At 64.4% G+C, this 25555-nt stretch carries 19 protein-coding genes and 1 pseudogene; 4 read left to right on the top strand and 16 right to left on the bottom strand.

Annotation, left to right across the window (positions count from 1 at the left end):
- Positions 1-32 precede the first annotated feature (32 nt).
- The 9 genes and pseudogenes from tatC to HAP47_RS19640 form a co-directional block, all read right to left on the bottom strand.
- A complete protein-coding gene (gene tatC, locus HAP47_RS19680) occupies positions 33-827 on the bottom strand; it encodes a twin-arginine translocase subunit TatC (protein WP_173643449.1) in 795 nt (264 codons plus the stop codon).
- Positions 824-1333 carry a Sec-independent protein translocase protein TatB gene (tatB, locus tag HAP47_RS19675; protein WP_173643448.1) on the bottom strand — a complete coding sequence of 170 codons (510 nt, stop codon included), beginning with the start codon at positions 1331-1333 and terminating at the stop codon, positions 824-826. The genes tatC and tatB overlap by 4 nt, the downstream gene beginning before the upstream one ends.
- Before the next feature lie 160 nt (positions 1334-1493).
- Positions 1494-1727, bottom strand: a complete 234-nt coding sequence (locus tag HAP47_RS19670) for a twin-arginine translocase TatA/TatE family subunit (protein ID WP_050400528.1) — start codon at positions 1725-1727, stop codon at positions 1494-1496.
- Between the two features lie 192 nt (positions 1728-1919).
- Positions 1920-2813, bottom strand: a pseudogene (scpB, locus tag HAP47_RS19665) (SMC-Scp complex subunit ScpB); the annotation flags it as partial.
- Between the two features lie 22 nt (positions 2814-2835).
- Positions 2836-3657, bottom strand: coding sequence for a segregation and condensation protein A (locus HAP47_RS19660; protein WP_173643446.1), 822 nt, complete (start codon positions 3655-3657; stop codon positions 2836-2838).
- Positions 3654-4676 (bottom strand): beta-N-acetylhexosaminidase, encoded by a 1023-nt coding sequence (gene nagZ, locus HAP47_RS19655; protein WP_173643445.1) that lies wholly within the window; start codon positions 4674-4676, stop codon positions 3654-3656. Before nagZ ends, HAP47_RS19660 begins: the two co-directional genes overlap by 4 nt.
- A 46-nt stretch (positions 4677-4722) precedes the next feature.
- Positions 4723-6189, bottom strand: a complete 1467-nt coding sequence (locus HAP47_RS19650) for an SPOR domain-containing protein (protein WP_173643444.1) — start codon at positions 6187-6189, stop codon at positions 4723-4725.
- A gap of 118 nt (positions 6190-6307) precedes the next feature.
- Entirely contained in the window at positions 6308-8104 is a 1797-nt protein-coding gene (gene argS / locus HAP47_RS19645) for an arginine--tRNA ligase (protein WP_173643443.1), read from the bottom strand.
- Positions 8105-8113: 9 nt separating this feature from the next.
- Positions 8114-9322: a deoxyguanosinetriphosphate triphosphohydrolase gene (locus HAP47_RS19640; protein WP_173643442.1), complete on the bottom strand. Its 1209-nt coding sequence runs from the start codon at positions 9320-9322 to the stop codon at positions 8114-8116.
- Between the two features lie 137 nt (positions 9323-9459).
- On the opposite strand from HAP47_RS19640, the gene erpA reads away from it, so the two are divergent.
- A complete protein-coding gene (gene erpA / locus HAP47_RS19635; RefSeq protein ID WP_021081206.1) occupies positions 9460-9789 on the top strand; it encodes an iron-sulfur cluster insertion protein ErpA in 330 nt (109 codons plus the stop codon).
- Between the two features lie 63 nt (positions 9790-9852).
- On the opposite strand, the gene HAP47_RS19630 is transcribed toward erpA, so the two are convergent.
- Together HAP47_RS19630 and HAP47_RS19625 are read right to left on the bottom strand one after the other, a co-directional pair.
- Entirely contained in the window at positions 9853-12981 is a 3129-nt protein-coding gene (locus HAP47_RS19630) for an efflux RND transporter permease subunit (RefSeq protein ID WP_173643441.1), read from the bottom strand.
- A gap of 3 nt (positions 12982-12984) precedes the next feature.
- Positions 12985-14055 (bottom strand): efflux RND transporter periplasmic adaptor subunit, encoded by a 1071-nt coding sequence (locus HAP47_RS19625; protein ID WP_231168936.1) that lies wholly within the window; start codon positions 14053-14055, stop codon positions 12985-12987.
- Positions 14056-14277: 222 nt separating this feature from the next.
- On the opposite strand from HAP47_RS19625, the gene xth reads away from it, so the two are divergent.
- Positions 14278-15069, top strand: a complete 792-nt coding sequence (gene xth, locus HAP47_RS19620; protein ID WP_173643439.1) for an exodeoxyribonuclease III — start codon at positions 14278-14280, stop codon at positions 15067-15069.
- Positions 15070-15106: 37 nt separating this feature from the next.
- On the opposite strand, the gene HAP47_RS19615 is transcribed toward xth, so the two are convergent.
- Positions 15107-15943 carry a tetratricopeptide repeat protein gene (locus HAP47_RS19615; protein WP_173643438.1) on the bottom strand — a complete coding sequence of 279 codons (837 nt, stop codon included), beginning with the start codon at positions 15941-15943 and terminating at the stop codon, positions 15107-15109.
- Entirely contained in the window at positions 15930-17654 is a 1725-nt protein-coding gene (ilvD, locus tag HAP47_RS19610) for a dihydroxy-acid dehydratase (protein ID WP_173643437.1), read from the bottom strand. Before ilvD ends, HAP47_RS19615 begins: the two co-directional genes overlap by 14 nt.
- A gap of 820 nt (positions 17655-18474) precedes the next feature.
- On the opposite strand from ilvD, the gene HAP47_RS19605 reads away from it, so the two are divergent.
- The gene (locus HAP47_RS19605) at positions 18475-19584 is read left to right on the top strand and encodes a tetratricopeptide repeat protein (RefSeq protein ID WP_173643436.1); all 1110 of its coding nucleotides are present in this window, start codon (positions 18475-18477) and stop codon (positions 19582-19584) included.
- Positions 19581-20666, top strand: coding sequence for a tetratricopeptide repeat protein (locus tag HAP47_RS19600; protein WP_173643435.1), 1086 nt, complete (start codon positions 19581-19583; stop codon positions 20664-20666). The genes HAP47_RS19605 and HAP47_RS19600 overlap by 4 nt, the downstream gene beginning before the upstream one ends.
- A 147-nt stretch (positions 20667-20813) precedes the next feature.
- Here HAP47_RS19600 and HAP47_RS19595 read toward each other — a convergent pair whose 3' ends face one another.
- From HAP47_RS19595 to HAP47_RS19585, 3 genes are all read right to left on the bottom strand, one after another.
- Positions 20814-22325 carry a sensor domain-containing diguanylate cyclase gene (locus tag HAP47_RS19595; protein WP_231168935.1) on the bottom strand — a complete coding sequence of 504 codons (1512 nt, stop codon included), beginning with the start codon at positions 22323-22325 and terminating at the stop codon, positions 20814-20816.
- Positions 22326-22609: 284 nt separating this feature from the next.
- The gene (locus tag HAP47_RS19590) at positions 22610-23536 is read right to left on the bottom strand and encodes a hydroxymethylglutaryl-CoA lyase (RefSeq protein ID WP_173643433.1); all 927 of its coding nucleotides are present in this window, start codon (positions 23534-23536) and stop codon (positions 22610-22612) included.
- Positions 23533-25542, bottom strand: coding sequence for an acetyl/propionyl/methylcrotonyl-CoA carboxylase subunit alpha (locus HAP47_RS19585; protein WP_173643432.1), 2010 nt, complete (start codon positions 25540-25542; stop codon positions 23533-23535). The genes HAP47_RS19590 and HAP47_RS19585 overlap by 4 nt, the downstream gene beginning before the upstream one ends.
- Positions 25543-25555 lie beyond the last annotated feature (13 nt).

The raw sequence follows: 25555 nt of genomic DNA, 5'->3' as shown, positions 1-25555 counted from the left end.
GGTATGACACCGAGTGTGAGGCGAAGACCGCCCTACTCGGCCGGATTGGTCGCCGACGGCGCGCCCGACGTAGTGGCCTTCTTCTCCACGATCCCGACCGCGATGATGGCGCCCTCGTAGAGCAAGAGCAGCGGGATCGCGAGCGAGGCCTGGCTCAGCACATCGGGCGGCGTCAGCACGGCGGCGATGATGAAGGCGATCACGATGAAGTAGCGCCGCTTCTCCTTCAGCATCTTCGAGGTGACGATGCCGATCCGGCCGAGCAGTGTCAGGATCACCGGCAGCTGGAATGCGATGCCGAAGGCGAAGATCAGCGACATCATCAGCGAGAGATACTCGCCGACCTTGGGCAGCAACTGGATCTGCGCCGTCTCGGTGCCCGCCGACTGCTGCATGCCGAGCGAAAAGCGGGTCAGCATCGGGAAGACCACGAAATAGACCATCATCGCGCCAAGCACGAAGAACACCGGCGTCGCGATCAGATACGGCAGGAACGCGTTGCGCTCATGCTTGTAGAGCCCGGGCGCCACGAATTTGTAGATCTGCGTCGCGACGATCGGAAACGAAATGAAGCCGGCGCCGAATAGAGCGAGCTTGAGCTGCGTCAGAAAATATTCGAGCAGCGCGGTATAGATGAATTTGGAGTTCTCCGGCCCTGCCACCCAGATGAAGGGCCAGACCAGGACGTTGAATATCTGCTTGGCGAAGAAGAAGCAGATGATGAAGGCCACGCCGAAGCCGAGCAGCGCCTTGATCAGCCGCGAGCGCAGCTCGATCAAATGATCCATCAAGGGGGCCTTGCTGGCCTCGATATCTTCGGCGCTCATGACGCCCTCGCGTCCTTGAGCACGTCAGGCTGTGGCGGCGTCTCGTCCTCCGCAGGCACAGGCGCCGGCTCGGGCTTCACCTCGCTGGTGATCGCGAGCGGCTCGCCAGCGACAGCGTGCGTCTCGGCCTCGACGAAGGTCTCCGGTGTCGGTGGTGCGGGTGTTGTTGGGGTTACCGGCGCGTCGATGGCGGAGGCGACCTGCGCGTCGACCGGCTTGTCGATCTGCAGGGCGTCGCTGACGTCCTTGTGCAGCGAGGTCATGATGTTGCCGCTGGTGATGCCGGTTGCGGCTTCCCTGACCTCGTCAAAACTCTTCTTGAGGTCGGCCATCTCGGCCTCGCGCATGGCTTCCTGGAACTGGCCCTGGAATTCGGAGGCCATCTTGCGGGCCTTGCCCATCCATTGCCCGACCATGCGCAGCACGCCCGGCAGCTCTTTCGGGCCGATGGCAATCAGCGCGACGACCGCGATGACGACCAGTTCACTCCACCCGATATCGAACATGAATTGTTCCGCCTAAGCGCGCCGCCATCGGCCCCATCGGTCCTGACAGAATCCGGGGCTGACGGCGCCTTTTCTCAATCGGCGTCCATAGCGCTTCCGGGCGACGGCGTCACCGTTTCGCGCAAAGAAAAACGTCGAAATATGCGTCGGTGCAAGCGCGCTAGACGGCCTTGCTGCCGACATCCTGGCGCGCGGCCGACGGCGCCGCATTGTGGTCGATCGCCTTGGTGGACTCCGGCTTGTCCGCGACCTTGTCGTCGTCCTGCATGCCTTTCTTGAAGGCCTTGATGCCTTGGGCGACGTCACCCATCAGGTCCGAAATCTTGCCGCGTCCGAACAGCAGCAGGACCACTGCGATCACGACGATCCAGTGCCAAATGCTCAGCGAACCCATCCTGCAACCCTCCAGAAATGGCCGGCGGACCGGCCTGAACTTTGCCGGAAGTTAGGCCCGCGGGGTGGCAAAAACAAGGACCTCTGCCGCGGCAAATCGCTGTCGCGGCTACGTAATATTGCTAGGCTTAACCGGGAATATTCCGGGCTATTCGCCCTTCTCCTCGGCGCCGTCGTGATCGCCCCCGTGGTCGATGTGCTCGCTCGGCTCACCAGCGTCAGTTTCGGCCGCGTCAGTTTCGGCCGCGTCCACTTCGGCGGCAACTTCCGCTTCGAGGTCGGTTTCGGCCTCGGCTGTGGTTTCGACCTCGGCAGTCCCAACCTCGGCAGCTTCAACCTCGGCAACCGCTTCGCTCTCGGTGTTCGGTTCCTCGGCTTCCGGCTCGACGGCCGGCGCGAGTAGCAGTTCCAGCGTATCCCCGGGCTCGAGCGGTTCCTCGTCCTCCCGCAGCGTCGCATCATCCGACGGCGAGGGAACGGAGAAGCCGGTCGGCAGGCGCGAGTCGAGCAGACCGGTGCCCTTCAGCTCTTCGAGTCCCGGCAGATCGCCGAGCGCTTCCAGGCTGAACTGCGACAGGAAGGCGTCGGTGGTTCCGAAGGTCAACGGACGCCCCGGCGTCTTGCGGCGGCCGCGCGGCCGGATCCAGCCGGTCTCCAGGAGCACGTCGATGGTTCCCTTCGACGTGACCACGCCGCGAATCTCTTCGATCTCGGCGCGGGTCACCGGCTGGTGATAGGCGACGATCGCCAGCACCTCGATCGCTGCACGCGACAGCTTGCGGGTCTCGGTGCTCTCGCGCGTCATCAGCCACGACAGATCGCCGGCGGTGCGGAACGTCCACTTGTTGGCGACCCGAACCAGGTTGACGCCGCGCGGCGCATATTCCGCCTGCAACTGTGCGAGCGCCACCTTGATATCGACGCCGTCAGGCATCCGCTTTGCCAGCGTTGCCTGATCGATCGGCTCGGCCGATGCGAACAACAAGGCTTCAAGGAGCCGCAATTCCTCAGGACGCGCTACCGGATGATCCATAGGAGAAACCTCCTCCTCGGGCTCGTCTCTGCGCACTTCCGCCAAGCTTGCCATGGGCTTGCTCTCCTTCTTCCACTTACTCAACCGACAGGTCCGGCGCAGCCATTGCGGCCTGCGCTTGACGCTTTCGGAAATAGATCGGCGCGAACGCCTGCTTCTGGTTGATTTCCATCTCGCCCTCGCGAACCAGTTCGAGGGCAGCAGCGAAGCTCGATGCGAATACCGTGGCCTTCTGCTTGGGATCGGCGACGTAGTTCATCAGGTACTCGTCGAGGCAGCTCCAGTCCTCGGCGAGGCCGACCAGCCGCTCCAGCGAGGCGCGAGCCTCGGCCAGCGACCACACCGTCCGCTTCGCCAGATGCACTGAAGTCAGTACGCGCGACGCGCGCTGCGTCGCATAGGCCGACAGCAGGTCGTACAGGGTGGCGGTGAACTTCGGATGCTTGATCTCGGCGATCGATTCCGGATTGCCGCGCGGGAAGATATCCCGCTGGAACTGCGGTCGGTTCATCAGCCGGTTCGCCGCCTCGCGGATCGCTTCCAGACGGCGCAGCCGGTTGGCAAGCGCGGTCGCCATTTCCTCGGCGCTCGGCCCCTCCGCGCTCGGCGGCTCGGGCAGCAAGAGCCGCGATTTCAGGAAAGCAAGCCAGGCGGCCATCACCAGATAGTCGGCGGCGAGCTCGAGGCGGATTTTGCGCGCCGCCTCGATGAACGACAGATATTGGTCGGCGAGCGCAAGGATCGAAATCTTCGACAGATCGACCTTCTGCTGCCGCGCCAGCGTCAACAGCAGGTCGAGCGGGCCCTCATAGCCCTCGACGTCGACCACCAGCGCCGGTTCGCTCTCGGCGAGGTCGGCCGGCCGCCCGGTCTCGAACGATAGAATTTCAGCGGTCATGCCGTCCCTACCCGATTCAATAACGCATCCAGTTCAGCCCGTGCCGCCTGCCGGTCGAGCGGTTCAGGCTGCTTGCGCGCGGCGAGCGTCGCCTTGGCCCGCTCAAGCGCCTTGCCGGCCAGTTTCGGCGTCTCCCGCGCGACCTCGCGCATTTCGTCGATATTGCCGTTACAGTGCAGAACCATGTCGCAACCGGCGTTGACGATGGCGCGGGTCCGCTCGGCAATTGATCCGGCCAGCGCATTCATCGACACGTCATCACTCATCAACAAACCTTGGAACCCGATCAGGCCGCGAATCACCTGTTCGACGATTGTCGCAGAAGTCGTTGCCGGATGGACGGGGTCCAGCGCGCTAAACACAACATGTGCAGTCATCGCCATCGGGAGGTCCGCCAGCGGCCGGAACGCGGCAAAATCGGTCCGTTCCAGCTCGTCTCTGGCGGTATCGACCGTCGGGAGGCGGAAATGGCTGTCCGCGGTGGCGCGGCCATGGCCGGGAATATGCTTGAGAACCGGCAGCACGCCGCCCTGTTCCAGCCCGTCCGTGACGGCACGGGCGATCGTCGCGACCTTGTCCGGCTCGGTTCCGTAGGCACGGTTGCCGATCACCGCATCTGCGCCTGCCACCGGAACGTCGGCCAACGGCAGGCAATCGACGGTAATTCCGAGATCGATCAGGTCGGCCGCAATCAGCCGTGAGCTGAGTCGGGCCGCCGCAAGTCCAAGCTTCGGGTCGATGTCGTAGAGCGCGCTGAAGCTCGCGCCCGGCGGATAGAGCGGCCAATGCGGCGGTCCGAGCCGCTGCACCCGCCCGCCCTCCTGGTCGATCAGGACCGGCGCGTCGGCCATGCCGGCCGCAGACCTTAGTTCCCCAACAAGAGCGGCCACTTGGGCAGGACTCTCGATGTTGCGCTTGAACAGGATGAAGCCCCATGGCCGCTCGGCGCGAAGGAATTCGCGTTCAGCGTCGTTGAGGATCAGCCCGGATACGCCCGTGATGAATGCGCGGTTCGTCATTCGGCCGATTAGGCCGTATGCAGCTCCCGGGTCAAGGAAACGGCCTTTAATTTCTTTGGATGAGGCACTGCGGCCCACCGGCCGACATCAGGCTCCGGCACAGCTGGCTCGCCTCTTCGGACGACGCGAACGGGCCGGCAAAGGCGCGGTAGTAGACGCCCCTCTCGCCGAGATCGACACGCTTCACCACCAAAGGCTGCGAACCGAGCACGTTGCGATATTTGCCCTGCAGCGTCCGATAGGATGATTGCGCGTCCGCCTCGTTCTTCTGCGACGACACCTGAACCAGATATCCACCGCCACCAACGGAGGCGGTCGTGTTCGATGCAACTCGGGTCGGAGGCGCGGCCGGAGCGGCCTCAGCCTGGCCAGGGACCAGCGACATCGGGGCGTTCACGCTGGCATTGGCCGCAGCCGGGTTGCCACGCGACACCGGAGGCTTCGCAACTGCCGGCGGCTTGGCCGGCACGGCGGCCGCAGCCTGCGCGCCATCGGGCGAATCGCCCTTGACGGCGAGCGTGCGGATCTTGCGCGGCTCGTTGTTCGGCAGCGTCCCGTTCGCGGTGATCGGCGGCGGCGCGGGCTGCGCCGTCTGCACGGTTGATGCCGACGGCGGATTCGCATTGGCGTTCAGCGGCGGAAACACGACGCGCGGTCCGGCGGTCTTCGAATTGACGTCGACCGGCATCTCCTCACGCGACACGATCTTCTCGGTGCCGTCACCCGCTGCCATGCGATCCGGCGTCTTGGCCGGCGCATCGGCCTGGGCCGGGATCACCTTGGTCGGCGTGTTGTCGGCCTTGATGATCGGCGGCTCACCGCTGCGGGGCGAGCCGACATAGGTCCGGTAGGCGTACGCGCCACCAACGCCGAACACGCCAAGCGCCAGCACCGCGGCGATCGTCATCAGGCCGCTGCTCCGCCGGCGCGGTTCAGGCTCTTCCTCGTCGGCCTCATACGCATAGGGATCGTCCGGATAGGCTGGATCGCGCTGCAGATCCTGTTCGCCGGCTTCCAGCTGACCGTAAAGCGCATCGTCATAGCGCGATGGATCGTGGCCCTGATCGCCACTCTGATAGAGCGGCTCGTCGTCAAAGGCCTCGGGCTGTCGCGGGGGCTCGACCGGCCGATAGGTTGCAACCGGTTCGGGCGCAGGCGGCTGCGCCTGCTGGGCCGCATAGCGGTGCAACGGATGCACCGGCTTCGGCTGGGAGTCCTGTTCGGGCTCTTCGTACTCGGTGTGCCGCACAGGCGGCGGAGCGACAGTCTCCTGCCGCGCGCGCTGCATCCAGGGCGGCGGGCCCGCAGGCGGCGCATCCTCGTCCTCGGCCTGCGGATCATATTGTTGCGGCCGCGCATTGGCGCGCGACTGCAGCGGACGCGGCGGCGGCTTGTTCGCGGCGCCGAATGGATCCGTCTGGCCGATCAGCCGGGCCAGTTCGGCGAGCGGATCGCTCTCGGCCTTGGGTGCCGCGTCGGTGGAAAAAAGTCGGTCCTGATATCGATCAGCCATCGTGATGATGCATCCCCTTCGGGACAGCGCCAAGATCGCCGGCACAGCCGGTCCGAACGAGTTGGCCTCTGCCAGATGCCCTCACAAATCCCCACTCGTGAGAGCCTAATGCCCCTGCCTACCGCATCTCGGTCGGAGCGTGGACGCCTAGAACAGCTAAGCCCGATGCCAGAACCGAGACGACGCCCTGAACCATTGCCAGTCGCGCCCTCGTGATCTCTGCATCATTATTGATAATGAAGCGTAAATAGGGCAAATCGCGCCCCTTGGTCCACAGCGCATGAAATTCACTGGCCAAATCATATAGATAAAAAGCGATTCGGTGCGGCTCGTGTGCCACCGCGGCGGCTTCGATCATCCGGGGATAGAGCGCAAGCCGCTTGAGCAGGTCGAGTTCGGCCGGATCGGTCAGCCGCTCGACCGCGGCGTTCCGGAGATAGGCCAGCCGGGCCTCGTCGGTCCCGGGCAGATCGGGAACCGCCTCCTCCCGCGCATTGCGGAAGATCGAATGGCCGCGGGCGTGGCCGTACTGGACGTAGAAGACGGCATTGTCCTTCGACTGCTCGATCACCTTGGCGAGGTCGAAATCGAGCACCGCGTCGTTCTTGCGGAACAGCATCATGAACCGGACCGCGTCCGAGCCGACCTCGTCGACCACTTCGCGCAGCGTGACGAATTCGCCGGAGCGTTTCGACATCTTCACCGGCTCGCCGTCGCGCAGCAACTTGACGAGCTGCACGATCTTAACGTCGAGCGTGGCTTTGCCCGCAGTTACCGCCTTCACCGCCGCCTGCATCCGCTTGATGTAGCCGCCGTGATCGGCGCCGAACACGTCGATCAGGTTGGTGAAACCGCGCTCGAACTTGTTGCGGTGGTTGGCGATGTCGGAGGCGAAATAGGTGTACGAGCCGTCCGACTTGATCAACGGACGATCGACGTCATCGCCGTAGGCGGTGGCGCGGAACAGCGACTGCTCGCGGTCTTCATAATCCTCGACCGGCTTGCCCTTCGGCGGCGGCAGGCGGCCTTCGTAGATGTCGCCCTTGGCGCGCAGGAAATCGATCGTCTCGGCGACCTTGTTGTTGCCTGACGCAATCAGCGAGCGCTCGGAGAAGAACACGTCGTGATGGATGTTGAGCGCGGCGAGATCGCCCTTGATCATCTCCATCATCATGGCGATCGCCTTGTCGCGCACGATCGGCAGCCACGCGGCTTCGCTCATGTCGAGCAGCTTCTCGCCATATTCCTTGGCGAGCGCCTCACCGACCGGCACGAGGTAGTCGCCGGGATAGAGCCCCTCCGGAATCGCGCCGATATCCTGACCCAACGCTTCGCGGTAACGCAGGAATGCCGAGCGTGCGAGCACGTCGACCTGGGCGCCGGCATCGTTGATGTAATATTCGCGGCAGACGTCGAAGCCCGCGAATTGCAGCAGGCTACACAGCGCATCGCCGCACACGGCGCCGCGGCAGTGGCCGACATGCATCGGCCCGGTCGGGTTGGCCGAGACGTATTCGACATTGACCTTCTCGGCCTTGCCGATGTCGCTGCGCCCATAGGCCGAGCCTGTGGCCAGCACGACGCGCAACGCGTCGGCCCAGACCTGCGGCTTCAAGGTCAGGTTGATGAAGCCGGGCCCGGCGACATCGACGGACGCCACCAGCGCGTCGGCACGAAGCCGCTCGGCGATTTTGTCGGCGAGCTCGCGCGGCTTGGCCTTGGCCTCCTTGGCGAGCACCATCGCGGCATTGGTCGCCATGTCGCCGTGGCTGGCATCGCGCGGCGGCTCGACAACGACGCGGGACAGATCGATGCCCGCGGGCCAGTTGTCCTCGGCTGCGACAGCGGCACAGATCGCGTGCACGCGCGCCAGCATGTCGGCAAAAAGGTGTGGTGTAGCAGTGGTGTCGGCCATGGCAGGGCGCTAACGCAAATCCGGGGTCGAGTCAAAAAGCCTTTGGTGCTCGATCAGGGCGAAACGGTCGGTCATCCCGGCGATGAAATTGCCGATCCGCCTGTTCCGCGCGCTGCCGGTCTCCTGCACGCTCCCCTCGATCCATTCCGCCGGCAGGTCGCCCGGCGATTGCCGGTAGCGCTCAAACAGATTACGGACCACCTGCTCCGCCTCCCGCATGACAAGCATCACCCGCCGGTGGCGGTACATCCGCCGGAACAGGAACGCCTTGATCGCCGCCTCCTGCTCGGCCACCTCAGGCGGAAACGCGATCAGCGGCGCATTGTGGTGGCGCACGTCCTGGGCCGATTGCGGCTGCGCAACGGCGAGGCGCCGGGTCGCCTCGTTGAACACCGCGTTGATGAAATGTGAGATCAGCTCACGCACCAGTTCGGCACCGCGCCGGACCTCGTCGAGCCCGGGATAATGGCGGTCGATCTCGGCGATAATCTCTGATGTCAGCGGCATCTCCTTGAGGTCGTCGACCGCGAACAGGCCGGCGCGCAGGCCGTCGTCGATATCGTGCGCGTCATAGGCGATGTCGTCGGCGAAGGCCGCGATCTGCGCCTCGAGCGAGGCATAGCTCCAGAGCTCGAGATCGTAGGTCTTGGTGTAATCGGCGATCCCGATCGGAAGGCCGCTGTCGAGGTAGCGGCCGGTGGGCGCGCCGTTGCGTTCGGTCAGCGGGCCGTTGTGCTTGACTATACCCTCGAGCGATTCCCAGGTCAGGTTCAGCCCGCCGAATTCGGGGTAGCGATGCTCCAGCGAGGTGACGACCCGCAGCGCCTGCGCATTGTGGTCGAAGCCGCCGTCATCCTTGAGGCATTCGTCGAGCGCCCGCTCCCCAGCATGCCCGAACGGCGGATGGCCGAGGTCGTGCGCCAGCGCCAGCGTCTCGGTCAGATCCTCGTCGACCCCGAGCTGGCGCGCCAGCGCGCGGGCGATCTGCGCGACCTCCAGCGAATGGGTCAGCCGGGTGCGGTAATGATCGCCCTCGTGAAAGACGAAGACCTGGGTCTTGTGCTTGAGGCGGCGGAACGCGGTGGAATGGATCACCCGGTCGCAGTCGCGCCGGAACGGGCTGCGGGTCCGGCTCGGCGGCTCCACGACAAGCCGGCCGCGGCTGCGGTCGGGGTCGCAGGCATAAGGCGCGCGGGGGGCAGCCATTCCGACCGACACGGTATTTTAGTCCTTATCCATTTGATTCCATGGTCCGACGCACTTAACTATGACTGACGCGGCTGACCAAATGAATTGGGCATGACGCCGAGCATGATCCGATCAAACCATGCTCAAATAGGGTTTCGGAGACCGATATGACTGCTGCCATCACCGTCAGCGAACGGGCCGCCCGCCGGATCGGGCAGATCCTCAGCAAGGAAGGCGACGGCGCCAAGCTGCGCATTTCGGTCGAAGGCGGCGGCTGCTCCGGTTTCCAGTACAAATTCGACGTCGAGCGCACCCAGGCCGATGACGACCTCGTGATCGAGCGCGACAGCGCGGTGGTGCTGATCGACCCCGCCTCGGTCCCGTTCCTTGCGGGCTCGGAGGTCGACTTCGTCGACGACCTGATCGGCGCCTCGTTCCGCGTCGTCAATCCAAACGCGACCGCATCCTGCGGCTGCGGCACCAGCTTCTCGATTTAACGCTTCCTGGCCTGACGCGGTTTCCCGAGGCGCACCGGTGACCGGTTCGCCAGAGATGGCACGCTACTCCGCCGCGACCACCTGCGGGCGCTCGACGTCGCCGCCCGCCTCTGCCTGCGGATCGAGCTTGCGGCGCAGCCTGCGGTCGATGCGGTCGAGATAGATGTAGATCACAGGCGTGATGAACAGCGTCAGCAACTGTGACACGCAGAGGCCGCCGACCACCGCGACGCCGAGCGGCTGGCGCAACTCGGCGCCGGCGCCGGCGCCAAGCGCGATCGGCAGCGTGCCGAAGATCGCCGCAAACGTCGTCATCATGATCGGGCGGAAGCGAAGCAGCGCCGCCTCGCGGATCGCGTGCTCGGCGCTGAGGCCGACGCGGCGGCGCTCCAGCGCGAAATCGACCATCATGATCGCATTCTTCTTGACGATGCCGACCAGCATCACGATGCCGATCATCGCGATCACCGACAGCTCCATCCCGAACAGCATCAGCGTCAGGATCGCGCCGATGCCGGCCGACGGAAGGCCGGAGATGATCGTGATCGGATGGATGAAGCTCTCGTAGAGAATGCCGAGGATCACGAAGGCCGCGAACACGGCGGCGAGGATCAGCACACCCTGCCCGCGCAGCGAATCCTGGAACACCTGCGCCGTGCCGGAGAATCCGGTTGCAATCGTCGGCGGCAAATTCGCGGTCTGCTCGATCTCGGTGATCTTGTCGACCGCATAGCCGAGCGAATTGCCGGGTGCGAGATTGAACGAGATCGTCACCGCCGGCTGCTGGCCCTGGTGGTTGATCTGCAGCGGCCCGACCGTCGGCACCAGCCGCGCCACCGCATCCAGCGGAATGGTCTGGCCGTTCGCGGTCTTCATGTAGAGTTTCGAGAGATCGGACGGATCGACGCGAAACTGCGGCTGCACCTCCAGGATGATCTGGTAGTCGTTCGACGGCATGTAGATGGTGCCGACCTGCCGTGAACCGTAGGCGTTGTAGAGCTGGTTGCGGACCTGATCGACAGTGACGCCGTAGACCGCCGCCTTCTCGCGGTCGATGTCGACCGTCATCTGCGGGTTCTTGATGTAGAGGTCGGTGGTGACGTCGAGCAGGCCCGGGATCTTCTCGATCTTGTCGCGTATCTCGGGCGCCAGCCGGTACAGCGACTCGGTATCGCCGCTCTGCATCACATACTGATACTGGCTCTTGGAGATGCGGCCGCCGATGTTGAGGTTCTGGACGCTCTGGAAGAACGCCTGCATGCCAGGGATCTCGCGCGCCTTCTGCCTGAGGCGGCCGATCACCACGGTGGCATTGTCGCGGGTCTTCTGCGGCTTCAGCGCGATGAACAGGCGGCCGTAATTGGTGGTCGGATTGGGACCGCCTGAGCCGACCGTGGAATTGATGTAATCGATCGCCGGATCGGTCCGCATCACCTCGACCAGCGCCTGCTGGCGCACCTTCATCGCCTCGAACGAGGTATCGGTCGCAGCCTCCGTCACGCCGATCAGGAAGCCGGTGTCCTCCTGCGGGAAGAAGCCCTTCGGCACGATCATATAGAGGTAGATGGTGCCGCCGAGCGTCGCGAGCGTCACCACCAGCATCAGCGCCTTCTTCGCCAGCACCCAGTCCAGCGCCCATTCATAGGCGCGCAGCCAGGCCTCGAACATCGCCTCGAATGCCCGCAGCACGATGTTCGGCCGCCTGGTCGCGTCATGCGCGCGCAGCACGCGGGCGCACAGCATCGGCGTCAGGGTCAGCGACACGAAGCCGGAGACGATGATCGCGACCGAGATCGTGACGGCGAATTCGCGGAACACGCGGCCGACGATGCCGCCCATCAGCAGCACCGGGATGAACACGGCGATCAGCGAGAAGGTGATCGAGATGATGGTAAAGCCGATCTCGCGGGCACCCTTCAGCGCCGCCTCGAACGGCTTCATGCCGTGCTCGATATGGCGGACGATGTTCTCCAGCATGACGATGGCATCGTCGACCACGAAGCCGACCGAGAGCGTCAGCGCCAGCAGCGTCATGTTGTTGATCGAGTAATCCAGCGCGTACATCGCAGCGCAAGTGCCGAACAGCGAGATCGGGACCGCCAGCGCCGGAATGAAGGTCGCCGACGCCGAGCGAAGGAACAGAAAGATCACGACGATCACGAGCGCGATCGCGATCAGCAGGGTCTCCTCGACATCGCTGACCGCCTGCCGGATCGAGACCGAGCGGTCCATCATGACCTGCATGGTCACCGAGGGCGGGATCGCCGCGCGCAGCGAGGGCAGCCTGGCCAGCACTGCATCGACGACGGCCACGGTGTTGGCGTCGGGCTGCTTCTGGATCGCGAGCACGATTGCCCGCTCGTCGTTCATCCAGGTCGCGATCTTGTCGTTCTCGACGCTGTCATAGACCTTGGCGATCTCGTCGAGCCGGACCGGCGAGCCGTTGCGCCAGGCGACGTAGATCTGGCGGTAGTCGGCCGCCTTGTCCATCTGGCCGGAGGCCTGCAGCGCGACGTCCTGCTTGGGGCCGTTCAGCGTGCCGACCGGGGTCGAGGAATTGGCGCGCGACACCGCGGCGCGGATATCCTCCATCGAGACGCCGCGGGCGGCGGCGGCCTCCGGATCGGCCTGAACACGGATCGCAAACTTCTGCGCGCCGTAGATCAATACCTGGGCGACGCCGGGCAGCTGCGACAGCGCCTGCCCGATCGTGATGTCGCCATATTCGTTGACCGCCGACAGTGGCAGCGTCGCCGATCCCAGCGAGACGAACAGCACCGGGAAATCGGCCGGGTTCACCTTCCGGAAGCTCGGCGGAATCGTCATCTCGATCGGCAGCCGGCGCTGCGCGATCGTCAACGCCGTTTGCACGTCGAGCGCGGCGGCATCGATGTTGCGGTTGAGGTCGAACTGGATGGTGATGACGCTCGTGCCCTGCGAGGAGTTCGAGGACATCGAGGAGATGCCGGCAATGGTCGAGAGCTGGCGTTCGATGATGCCGGCGACGGAAGCAGCCATGGTGTCGGCGCTGGCGCCCGGCAGCGTGGCGGTGACCGCGATGGTCGGGAAGTCCACCTTGGGCAGCGCCGAGACCGGCAGCAGGCGGAAGCCGAAGACGCCGAATGCGATGATCGACGCCGTGATCAGCGTCGTCAGGACCGGGCGGCGGATGCAGAGCTCGGACAGCGTCATCGGTCAGGCTCCGGCCTTGCGTGCCCGCAGCTCGACCCGCGATCCCTCCGACAGCAGCAGCTGGCCATCGACGACGATGCTTTCATCGCCCGCCAGTCCGTCGGAGATCACCGATGAGCCCTGAAAGGTGCGATCGACCTTGACCGGCCGGACCTTGGCGACGCCGTCCTGGACGACGAAAACGAAATTGCCGTTCTGGCTGCGCTGGACCGCGACCGTGGGTACCACGACCGCATCTTCGCTGCGGATGATCAGCTTGGTCTGCACGATGGTGCCGGGCCACAGCGTCTCGCTCGCATTGTTCATGATGCCGCGCACGGTCACCATTCCGGTGGTCGCGTCGACAGCGTTCTCGACCATGGCGACCTTGCCGCTTTCGGAGCGCTGGTGGCCGGGAATGGTCGCGATCACCTTGGAGTCGCCCTTCCCCATGGCGTCGCGCAGATCGACCAGCGCACGCTGCGGAATCGCGAAGGTGACGTAGACCGGCGCCATCTGGTTGATGACGGCCAGTGGCTGGGTATCGGCGGGGCGGACGAAGTTCCCGACCTTGACGTTGGCTGCGCTGATCCGGCCCGCGAACGGTGCGCGTATGACGGTGTAGCTCTTCTGGACCCGGAGGTTTTCCAGCGCGAACTGGTCGGCCTTGATCGTGCCGATCAGGACGTCGGACTGGGTCTTGGCGTTGTCGAGGTTGACCTGCGTGGTCGCGCCCTTGCCGACCAGCTCGGTGTAGCGGCGCAGGTCGCGCTGCGCGCCCTCGAGCTGGGCCTGGTCGCGGGCCAGGACGCCCTCGGCCTGCTCGATCTGGGCGTCGATCTGCCGCGCGTCGAGCATGAACAGCAGGTCGCCCTCATTGACCTTCGCGCCGTCCTCGAAATGCACCGAGACGATGGTGGTCTCCAGCCGCGACTTCAGCGCCACGCTGGAGATCGGCGTGACCTGTCCGATCGCGTCGACATCGACCGGCACCGATCTGCGTTCCGCCTTGGCGAGGTCCACCGAGACCACCCGCGGCCGCGCCGTCCCCTGCGCGGTGGCAGCACCGCCCCCCATCCATGAAGCTCGGGTCATGTAAGCCCCGGCCGCAATGCCGAGAACAGCGACAGTCAGAACCAAATTGCGTTTTTTCATAGGTCTTGCACGTGCGCCGCCCACTTCCCTTAGGGCCGGGACGCTTCGCAACTCCCCCATCGGCAATTGTTACGCCTTGTTTCTGGAGAGGGTTAGCACAGGCGGATCGCCCATGGTATGCCACCTAAGTAAAATCCTGCGGCTACAATCCCGGTCATTTGCATGCGCATCGCTACGTGGAACGTCAACTCGGTCCGGCAACGGATCGAACTTCTGGTCGCCTGGCTGAAGGAGTGTTCCCCCGACATCGTCTGCCTGCAGGAGATCAAATGCGTCGACGACGCGTTTCCGCGGCTCGAGGTCGAGGCGCTCGGGTATAATGTCGTCACCCACGGCCAGAAGACCTTCAACGGCGTGGCGCTGCTCTCCAAGCTGCCGTTCGACGAGACCAAGTCGGGCCTCGCCGGCGACGACGAGGACGCGCACGCCCGCTTCCTCGAAGGCGTCGTCACGCTGAAGCAGGGCGTGGTGCGGGTCGCGTGTCTCTACCTGCCCAACGGCAACCCCGCTAACACCGACAAATATCCGTACAAGCTCAAATGGATGTCGCGGCTTCTTGAGTACACGCGGGAACGGCTTAAGGCCGAAGAGCCGCTGATCCTGGCCGGCGACTTCAACGTCATTCCGGCGGCCCGCGACGTCTACAATCCGGCCGCCTGGACCGACGATGCCCTGTTCCGCCCGGCGACCCGCGAGGCCTTCCAGTCGCTGCTCGGCCTCGGCCTCACCGATGCGCTGCGCGCGGTCAATGACGAGCCCGGCCAGTACACCTTCTGGGACTACCAGGCCGGCGCCTGGCAGAAGAACTGGGGCCTGCGCATCGACCATCTCCTGATGTCACCGCAGGCCAGCGACCGGCTGATCGACGTCGGGATCGATAGCTATGTCCGCGCCTGGGAGAAGCCATCCGACCATGTCCCGGTCTGGGCCGATCTCGATTTCGAGACCGCCTGAGCCCGCCGGCCGCGGGGGATATCAATCCCGGCGGCCTCTAATCGCGACGACCCTGCACCCAATGCTCGAGCATCTGCAGCGCCATCGCACGGTCGTCTTCGGACGCCTTGGCGATCGCCCGGTTGTAACTTTCCTTGATCCAGGCCTCTTCCGGCGTCGCGCTGTCGCGCGCCAGGGTCAGCCACATTAGGCCACGGGCCCGCTGCGGCGGCAGCCGGTCGCCGTTGAACAGCATCTGGCCGAGCAGCGCCTGCGCCTGGTGCTGGCCCTTCTGGGCGGCAAGCCCGAGCCAGCGTGCGCCATAGCGGAAATCGTCCCGCGAGGCGTCCGGCGTCTTCAAATACAGCCGGGCAAGGTCGTACTGGGCGTCGGCATTGCCGAAATAGGACGCGGCATAGGAGAACATCTCCCGCGCCCGTTCGGTGTCCGCCTTGACCTTGGAATTGGGAATGCCGCTCAGATAATAGCGGCCGAGCGCCACGAAGGCGTTGGCCACGATCGAGGCCTGCGGCGCCGACGGCGAGTCCTCGGCATGCGCATTGGCGATCCGGCTGAAATACTCGAACGCGCGCATGTCGTCCTGGATGACGCCGTCACCCTCGGCGTACATCTTGCCGAGCTTCCACTGCGCCACGGGGTGACCGCCCTCGGCCTGGTACTGCAGCGTGCTGAAGGAGGAGGTCGGCGAGGTCGCCGCAGGGGCAACCGGCGTGGCGGCTCGCTTCAGCGCAGCGGCTGAGCCGGGTTGCGGAGCGACCACCGGAAGAACGGTATCCTGGGGGCTGACCGGGGCGCCGTCGAATCCGAATCCGGGGCCCGCCACCGGAATGGCCCCTAGCGCAAACGCAAATATCGCACGCCTAAACGTCCGCATAACACTGTTTCTCGTACGCGCCACCCGGATGGGTGACTGCGCCATCCACCGCCGGCCCCACTTGCTCGGCGTACTTCCACAGCGCACCAGATGTATGGTTCGTCGCGCGAGGGGCCCATTTGGTCTTACGATTTGCGAGTTCGGCGTCGCTCAAATTTACGTTAAGGGTGCCGGCGACCGCATCGATCTCGATGATGTCGCCGTCTTGCAACAACCCGATCGGCCCGCCGACGGCCGCTTCAGGTCCAATATGTCCGATGCAGAAGCCACGGGTGGCGCCGGAGAACCGGCCATCGGTGATCAGGGCAATCTTGCCGCCCATCCCCTGCCCGGTCAGCGCCGCCGTGGTAGCCAGCATCTCCCGCATCCCGGGACCGCCCTTCGGTCCCTCGTAGCGGATCACAATCACTTCGCCTTCCTTGTAGGTGCGCTTCTGCACCGCCTCGAAGGCGTCTTCCTCGCGGTCGAAGCACCGGGCCGGACCGGTAAACTTCAGGTTGGACATTCCCGCGACCTTCACGATCGCACCCTCCGGAGCGAGATTACCCTTCAGCCCGACAACGCCACCTGTCACGGTGATCGGATTGTCGGCGGGCCGCACCACGTCCTGGTGCGGATTCCATTTCACGCTTTTGAGGTTTTCGGCGATCGTTCGGCCAGTGACGGTCAGGCAATTCCCGTGCAAGTGGCCATTGTCGAGCAGCGTTTTCATCAGCAGCGGAATGCCGCCAACCTCGAACATGTCTTTGGCAACATAACGGCCGCCCGGCTTCAAATCCGCGACGTAAGGAGTCTTTTTGAAGATTTCGGCAACGTCGAACAAATTGAATTTAATGCCGCACTCATGGGCAATCGCCGGCAGGTGCAGCGCAGCATTGGTCGAACCACCTGAGGCTGCAACCACGGCCGCAGCATTTTCAAGGGCTTCCCGGGTGACGATGTCGCGGGGCCGGATGTTTTTCTCGATCAGCTCCATCACCTTCTCGCCGGCGGCGGAGCAGAAGGCGTCGCGGATCTCGTAGGGCGCCGGGGCCCCGGCCGAGTACGGGAGCGCCAGGCCGATCGCCTCGGAGACGGTCGCCATTGTGTTGGCGGTGAACTGGGCGCCGCAGGCGCCGGCCGACGGGCAGGCCACCCGCTCGATCTCGTCGAGGTCCTCGTCCGACATGGCGCCGACCGAGTGCTTGCCGACCGCCTCGAACATGTCCTGCACGGTCACCGGCTGCCCGCGGAAGTTGCCGGGCAAAATCGAGCCGCCATAGATGAAGATCGAGGGCACGTTGAGCCGGACCATCGCCATCATCATGCCCGGCAGCGACTTGTCGCAGCCGGCGAGCCCGACCAGCGCATCATAGGAGTGACCGCGGACGGTCAGCTCGACCGAATCGGCGATGCATTCCCGCGACGGCAGCGACGAGCGCATCCCGTCATGGCCCATCGCGATGCCGTCGGTCACGGTGATGGTGCAGAACTCGCGCGGCGTGCCGCCGGCGGACGCCACGCCCTTCTTCACCGCCTGCGCCTGGCGCATCAGCGAGATGTTGCAGGGGGCCGCTTCATTCCAACATGAAGCAACGCCGACAAATGGTTGATGAATCTGGGTTGTCGTCAGCCCCATCGCATAGAGATAGGACCGATGCGGTGCGCGCTGGGGCCCTTCCGTCACGTGACGGCTCGGCAGCCTGCCCTTGATGTTCGTCTTGGCGTCCATCGCGACCCTGTTCCCGGCGCTGTTTCCTCCAACAACGCCGGAACCGATCAAAAGTCCCGTCGTCGCGAGCGCTGGCTATTCAGCTAGGTGAATATCCTTTCATGTCAGGGTGTGGCCAAAAAGCGGCGCGACGACGGACCGCCTGTGTTTAGGGTTAAATGTCGATTCACTGTTGCGATGGCGCAACAATCGTGGCTCCGGGGCAACCATGTATTATCGACCCTTATGGGAACCTGACGCGCACCTGACTAAATTGATGTGGAGTTGCTATTTCGCGACGAAATCCGCCCGAGTTGTGGATTGAATTGCCGCAGCGAGACTGGGCTTGCTTGTCACCGCCTTCACAAGACGCGTCAGCGTTCTATGAAAAGACACCCGCCGCTAGGGCCTCAGGACCACACGACTTCACCGTCCGCTTCACGCGCATTCGTCGTCTGCACGATCAGCGTCCACCGCATCTCACAGCAACACCCGTGACGATGCGCAGCGCCCCTCGATCGGGTGAGACGGACAAACCATACATTGAGTTACGCTTCGGATAAATCGAAACATTCTTGCGAAGGGGGCTTGCGCCGTCGGCAATTCAGTGATCGCGCAATTCGACCAGCGCTACCATGAAAATGATACCTCCTGCAAAATGCGAACCAGCTAAAATTTGCGAGATCGTATTGACCCGATTTTACTACCAGGAGCGGCAATGCTGCTCCGTTCATTCACGGGGCGGGCTCAAGTGCTTCAACGTAGCGGCATCATCGCATTATTCATTCTACTATGTTGGGTAGCGAATTCTGGAACATCACTTGCCGACGGGCAGTGCTCGATGAGCGTACTCGAGACCGATCCCCATCAAGCCATCAGGAACTGCACTTTCACCCTAAGCCAGGACCAGCTTGCGCCGGCGGACCGTGCCGAAGCGATGAAAGTGCGCGGTCGCGCTCTCTACAGGACCGAACATCTGGACGATGCCATCGGGGATTATGAAGCCGCCCTCAAGATCGCGCCTGACGATCCGGAATTGCACTTGCGCCGCGGCTGGATGGCATTTGACAAGCGGGATTTCGATGCACTGTTCACGCATGCCCACCGCGCGCTGGAACTCAGGCCCGGATACGGTGAAGTGTACGGCATGATTGGCGCAGCCCTTTCTCTGGGTGGACCGGAGAAACTCGCGCAGGCAAGAGCGGCATACGACGAGGCAATCCGGTTGCAACCGGATGAACCGCTGGCACGGTACAATCGGTTCCTTCTGCTCAAGACCAACAACTTCAACAGTGAAGCCATTGAGGAAGCCGAGGCGATCCTTCGATTGCCGACGCCTGTTATCACCCGACCATCGGCCGTCACCTGCTATGTGAGGAAGACTACCTACCGGATCGCAATGGCGATCGAGCGCGCGCTTTTGCTCAGGATCGTGGGACGCACCAATGAAGCCCAGCAAGCCTACGACCATGCGATCGAAATCGATCCGGATCCGCTGACATACGCCTGGCGCGCGGAATTCAGCCTTACACAGGCCACATACGCTCCAGGCGCCCCTCCGCCATCGCTGAGCGCTGCGCAGGACGATCTCGACAAGGCGCTGGCCCTCGATCCCGACTACTGGTTCAGCCTAAACCAACAGGCGATGCTCCACTTCGGCCGCCGCGAATATCAAGTGGCAGCAGCCGAATTCGCGCGGGCACTGAAGGGATATCCGATCAACGGGACAATGCGATGGTACTACGCGAAGACGCTGCGAGCCCTCGGAAAGAACGAGGAAGCAGCCTCCGAGGGCATCACGGCATTCCAACTGGATCCGGGGTTCATGGAGTGGGAGCTCGGCGAACTTCAAAAGCGCGGATACCTCGCCGCAATCGCGCCCGATACCGACCCGCGGCCGGCCGTAATCGATGCGGTTCACGCCTGCATGCTTGACGAGGACTGTCGATGACAAGAATTCCGAATATCATCGTGCATTGCGCGGCCGTCCTGGTCGTCGCGGCAACCACGCCGGCGCTCGCATTCGACACCGGACAATCCGCGGCTGGTGGCATCGACGTGGCCACCACCCCCTGCATGATCGCGAAGTACAAGAAGCAGCCCTGCCCGTTGCCGGCACTCGCCGACGTGACGGACTCGAAACAGCAGGCGGCCGCACGCATCGATCGAGCGAAGCTCTACATTGATACGGGAGAACTGCCCAATGCGCTCGTCGAAGCGGACGAGGCACTGAGGCTCACTCCAAACGATGTAGATATTCGTCACCTCGTGGCGCGTCTTGCGCTGACGACTGGAGATAGCGCTCGCGCCGAACGCGAGATCAAGCTCGCCTTGCAACAGCGCCCCGACGATGCAAACCTGCAAGCGACTGATGCTGCGCGCCTGATCGACACGCGACCGGATCAGGCATTGCCCCTGTTCGACAGGATATTGTCGGCCCATCCCGACCATCGCTTCTCCCGGGAAGCACGCGCGAGGCTTCGCTTGGCACTCGGACTGCCCAAGGAGGCTGTGGCTGACCTGGATTTCCTCGTTAACGGCGGTCAGCGAAATACCAACCTGCTGGCGCTCCGTGGGAAGGCCAACGTCGCTGCCGGGCATCCGCAGCAGGCGGTGGCCGACCTGACCGAAGCCATGAAGGAGGAGCCGCGCCTCGATCTGGTCGTCACGCGCGCCATAGCCAACGAAATTCTGGGCGACGACGCTGCGGCGCTGGAGGACTACAACACGATCCTTGGCCCGATCGGAAGCCGGCCTAATTATGCCATTGGCGGCAACGAACTCGCCCGCTACCGCATGCAGCGGGCTCTCGTCGCGGTTCGATTGAAGCGCTTCGGGGATGCAGCGGCGGAAGCTGTCGAGGCATTGAATGCGGGCGGCCGCCGCACGCTGCTGAAGGCGCAGGTGTTTCTTCGCCAGAACGGTTTCCCCGACGTCGCTCTGGACGGTCAGCCCTCGGAAGAACTCAAGAAGGCCATGCAGGCCTGCATGGGCCTGAATTCATGCTTCGAGAAGGTCAGCGATTCACTGTGATGGGGAGTACGGACGTGGCCACCCGGAATAGCGCGTCATAGGATCGGTGGAGCGCAGCAATACCCATCAAAACCGCCGCCGACAGGATGGCTATCGCTTCTGCCTGTTCGAGCTACGGCGGACAAGTCGCTCCACCCATCCGACAGTCTACTCAGCCGCCAGCTTCGGCGGCGCCGGAGGCGCCCAGCACTCGACACGATTCCGGCCACGCTCCTTGGCCCGGTAGAGCGCCGCATCGGCGGCCTTCATCAGCGCGTCTATTCCGGGCATGCTGGTGAGAGCCTCGGCAACGCCGATGCTCACCGTCAGTGAAACCGGACGATCATCCGGCCCCAACTTCAATCCTTCCGCCCTCTTGCGAATGCGCTCGGCGACGGTCCGGGCGCGCGACAACGTCGTTTCCGGCAGCAGAACCGCGAACTCCTCGCCTCCGACACGGCCAACAACGTCGGACTTGCGTTTGCCGTGAATGCAAATCTCGGCGACGGCCTTGATGGCCTCGTCGCCGGCCGCATGACCGAGCCGGTCATTGATGCTCTTGAAGTAGTCGATATCGACCATCAGGACGGAGACGGAGCGATAGTAGCGCTGGAACCGGCTCCACTCCGCGTCCAGCGTTGTCAGGAAGTGCCTGCGGTTGAATAGTCCGGTGAGCGGATCGGTGGTCGCGAGCACCTCGAGCTGTCGCGCGTTACCGACAAGATCGGTCACGTCGACAAAGGTCAGCATCCGGCCGCCGTTCGCCATCGTCGAGCAGTGTATCCTGATATTGCGGCCACCAGGCGTCTGGACGTCGCGCTTGTGATCGCCCGCCTTGATCTCCGCGATCCGCTTCGCCGGAAAGGCTCTGATTTGCTCCGGGGTCGAGCCCGACGGGACTGCCCGCCGGCTGCGCGTGAGAAGCGTGACGTACGCCGGATGCCGCGCAACCTCCTCCTCGCTCACCTCCCAGAATTCTCGCATTCTCCGGTTGAGGAAAATCACATTGAGATCGCGATCAAGCAGGACGACGCCGTCCTCCACGTTCTCGAGCGCGCCGGTCAGCACCTTCAACTTGTCCGATGCGCGCACGATGTCGGTCACGGGCGTGTAGCTCACCATCCGGCCGCCGTCGGGCAGCGGCGTGCACTGGCACCGAACCACATCACCATTGCTTCGCCTGAGATCGATCGGATTTGCGTCGCCGACGCTCACGAGGCGGACCCTTTCGGCAACATAGGCTTGAAGCTGCTCGGCCGGCAGCTCATAGGCCATGGTCTTGCAGCCGTGATGCATCAGATCGATGAAGCCAGGATTGCGGTCGGCCACCGCGTCCGGAAGCTGCCACATGTTCCGGAACGCGCGGTTGATGAACAGGGCTTTCAGCTCAGCGTCCAAGAGCAGGATGCCGACCGGGATCTGATCGAGCGCCGCGCGCAGCGCCAGCATGTGCCCGCGCAGAATATCGCCGCTGCGCCGCTCCGGAATGGCTGATGGCGCAGGAGCGGCAGGCACGGCAGCGGCAGGCGCGGGAGCCGCAGCGTTCGCCTGCTGCGCCTCGAACACCAGGCCGAGCTGGCGGTCCGATTGCCACAACCGTTTGCATGGCCTCACCTGATTGGTGCCGACAATCAACAGCTGTACCTGGTCCGGAATGCCGACGACGCTTTCGAGTTCCACGGTCGCCCCCGTATCGGTGAGCTGCCGGACCGTGCAATCGAAGGCCGACCGACCGAAATTGAAGACGATCTTTCCGGCCAAAAACGTTCGGCCGCGGGAAGCTGACACCTGTCCGGACATGGCGAGACGCACCTGGAGCAATTGCGAGCCCCCTCACCTCAGCATGTTTGAGTCACCAAGCCATGAACGCTTTCGAGGGGTTTTGACCCAGAGCAGAGAACGAAGGCTGTGTGCGCTGCAAAACGGGTTCCAGCTTGCGCTCGTGGAACCCGTGCGGTGGAGGACTACGATCCGCTCTGCCGCTTCCGTTTCGCGTTCAGCGCGGAGGCGACGCGGCTGACCGGCGGACGGCCGAGCAAACCGGCGACCTCGTTCGTCGCAGACAGCAGCTTCTCCATGTCGACACCGGTTTTCACGCCCATGCCCTCGAGCATGTAGACGACATCCTCGGTCGCGACGTTGCCGGTGGCGCCGGGCGCGTAAGGGCAGCCGCCGAGGCCGCCGGCGGCGGCATCGATCACGCGCACGCCCTCCTCCATGCCGGCATAGAGATTGGCGAGCGCCTGGCCATAGGTGTCGTGGAAGTGCATCGCGAGGTTGCCGACCGGAAGCTCGGCGCCAACCGCGCGCAGCATCTCCTTGGCCTTGAGCGGCGTCCCGACGCCGATGGTGTCGCCAAGCGAGATTTCGTAGCAGCCGAGATCCCACAGGGTCACCGCGAGGTCGGCAACCGCCTTCGGCTTGATCTCGCCATCGAACGGGCAGCCGAGCACGCAGGAGATATAGCCGCGCACCTTGACGCCGTCGGCCTTGGCGCGCGCCAGTACCGGCTTGAAGCGCTCGATCGACTCCACGATCGAACAATTGATGTTGGCGCGCGAAAAGCCTTCCGAGGCGGCTGCGAACACCGAGACCACCTGGGCGCCGGCCGCGCGCGCGGCATCATAGCCCTTCTCGTTCGGCACCAGCACGTGGAATTCGGCGTCCTTGACCTTGTCCTTGATCTGGCTGACGCCGCGCAGCACCTGGTCGGAGCTCGCCATCTGCGGGATCGCCTTCGGCGACACGAAGGCGCCGACCTCGACGGTGTTAAGCCCCGCCGCCACCAACGCCTCGACAAAGGCGATGCGCGCTTCGACGCTGACCGGCGTCTTCTCGTTCTGAAGGCCGTCGCGCGGCCCCATCTCGACGATGTGGATCTGATCGCTCATGACGCGGCCGCAGGCTCGACCTCGGCAAGCTCGACGCCCTCGCCGACGATGTCGCCGACCTTGCATTTGAGCTTCTTCAGCACCCCGGCATAGGGCGCACGCAAGGTCTGCTCCATCTTCATCACTTCCAGGGTGAGGATCGGCGCGCCCTTCTCCAGCGTCGCGCCCTCCTCGGCCAGCAGCGCGACCACGGTGCCCGGCAAGGGCGCCACGATCTTGTCTTCGCCGACCAGCTCCTCGTTCTCGCCGCCGAACGGATCGACCCAGTGCAGGTCGAAACGGCCGTTGCGGGTGCGCAAGTACAGCTCGTGGCCCTCGATGACCGAAGCGATGCGCGACTTGAGGCCGTCGAGCGTCAGGTCGAAGCCATCTTCGCCGGCAGACGAGATGGCAAACGCCAGCTCGCGCCCGCCGATCGAGAGCGTCGACGGTCCATTACCATAGTGCAGCGTGATGGTGTGGGCGGGCTCATGGCCCTGGCGGAACGAGAACACCCGCTGGCGGCGGCCGACCGGCATCCAGCCGAACGCCTGCCAGGGCGAGTTGGCCTCGCGGCGCGCCGCCTTCTGTTCGTCGTTGACGATCGCGGCCACCGCCGCGCAGAGCTCGAACTCACCGGCGGCGCCTGTGCCTGATGTCAGGTTCTTCAGCTCGCGCTCGATGAAGCCGGTATCGATCGCGTTGGCGCGCGTCTCCGGATGCGTCACCAGCGCCGACAGGAACGGGATGTTGGTGACAATGCCGCGGACGTCGGTCTCTCGCAGCCCGCGATTGAGCTTCTCGATCGCGCCCTCGCGCGTCGGCGCCCAGGCGATCACCTTCGCGAGCATCGCGTCGTAGTACGGCGAGACGTTGTCGCCGCTGCGATAGCCGGCATCGATGCGCAGGCCGTCGCCTTCCGGCGGCGTCCGCCAGGTCTTGATGCGGCCGACGGAGGGCATGAAGTTCCTCTGCGGGTTTTCCGCGTAGACGCGCGCCTCGATCGCGTGTCCGTTCAGCCTGATCTCGTCCTGCTTCAGCGGCAGCGCCTCGCCGAACGCGACGCGCAGCTGCCACTCGACGAGATCGACGCCGGTGATCAGCTCGGTGACGGGATGCTCGACCTGCAAACGGGTGTTCATCTCGATGAAGAACACATCCTTGCCGTCGGAGACGAACTCGATCGTGCCGGCGCCGACATAATTGACCACGCCGGCCGCCTTGCGGGCGGCCTCGCAGACCGTCTCGCGCTGCGCGCCGTTGAGCGTCGGCGACGGCGCCTCCTCGATCACCTTCTGGTGCCGGCGTTGCAGCGTGCATTCGCGCTCCCACAGCGAGAGCAGATTGCCGTGGCTGTCGCCGATGATCTGCACCTCGATATGGCGCGGGTTCTGCACGTACTTCTCGATCAGCATTCGGTCGTCGCCGAACGCCGCCTTGGCCTCGCGCTTGGCGCTGGTGATCGCGGCCGACAGCTCGCCCGCAGAATTGACCACGCGCATGCCGCGGCCGCCGCCGCCGGCCGACGCTTTCACCAGCACCGGGAAGCCGATCCGGTTGGCGGCCTCCGCCAGGATCGCCTCGTCCTGCGCCTCGCCGTGATAGCCGGGCACGAGCGGCACGCCGGCCTTCTCCATCAGCGCCTTCGAGCCGGATTTCGAGCCCATCGCGGTCATCATCGCGGCGGTCGGGCCGACGAACACCAGACCAGCATCGAGACAGGCCTGCGCGAACTCGGCATTTTCGGACAGGAAGCCGTAGCCGGGATGCACCGCCTCGGCGCCGGTCTCTTTTGCAGCCGCGATCACGCGCTCGATGTTGAGATAGCTGTCGCGCGCCCGGGCGGGCCCGAGCAGCACGGCCTCGTCGGCGAGCGCGACATGCATCGCGTCGCGGTCGGCCTCGGAATAGACCGCGACCGTGCGCAGCCCCATGGCGCGCGCCGAGCGAATGACGCGGCAGGCGATCTCGCCGCGGTTGGCGATCAGAAGCGTGCGGAAACGCCGGTAGAGTTTTGAACGGTCCATGGTCAGATCCTGG

The sequence above is a fragment of the Bradyrhizobium sp. 41S5 genome, assembly GCF_011516665.3.
GTDB classification, from domain to species: domain Bacteria; phylum Pseudomonadota; class Alphaproteobacteria; order Rhizobiales; family Xanthobacteraceae; genus Bradyrhizobium; species Bradyrhizobium quebecense.
Note: the sequence above shows the minus strand (reverse complement) of the source record. Positions and strands in the feature narration are given on the sequence as shown.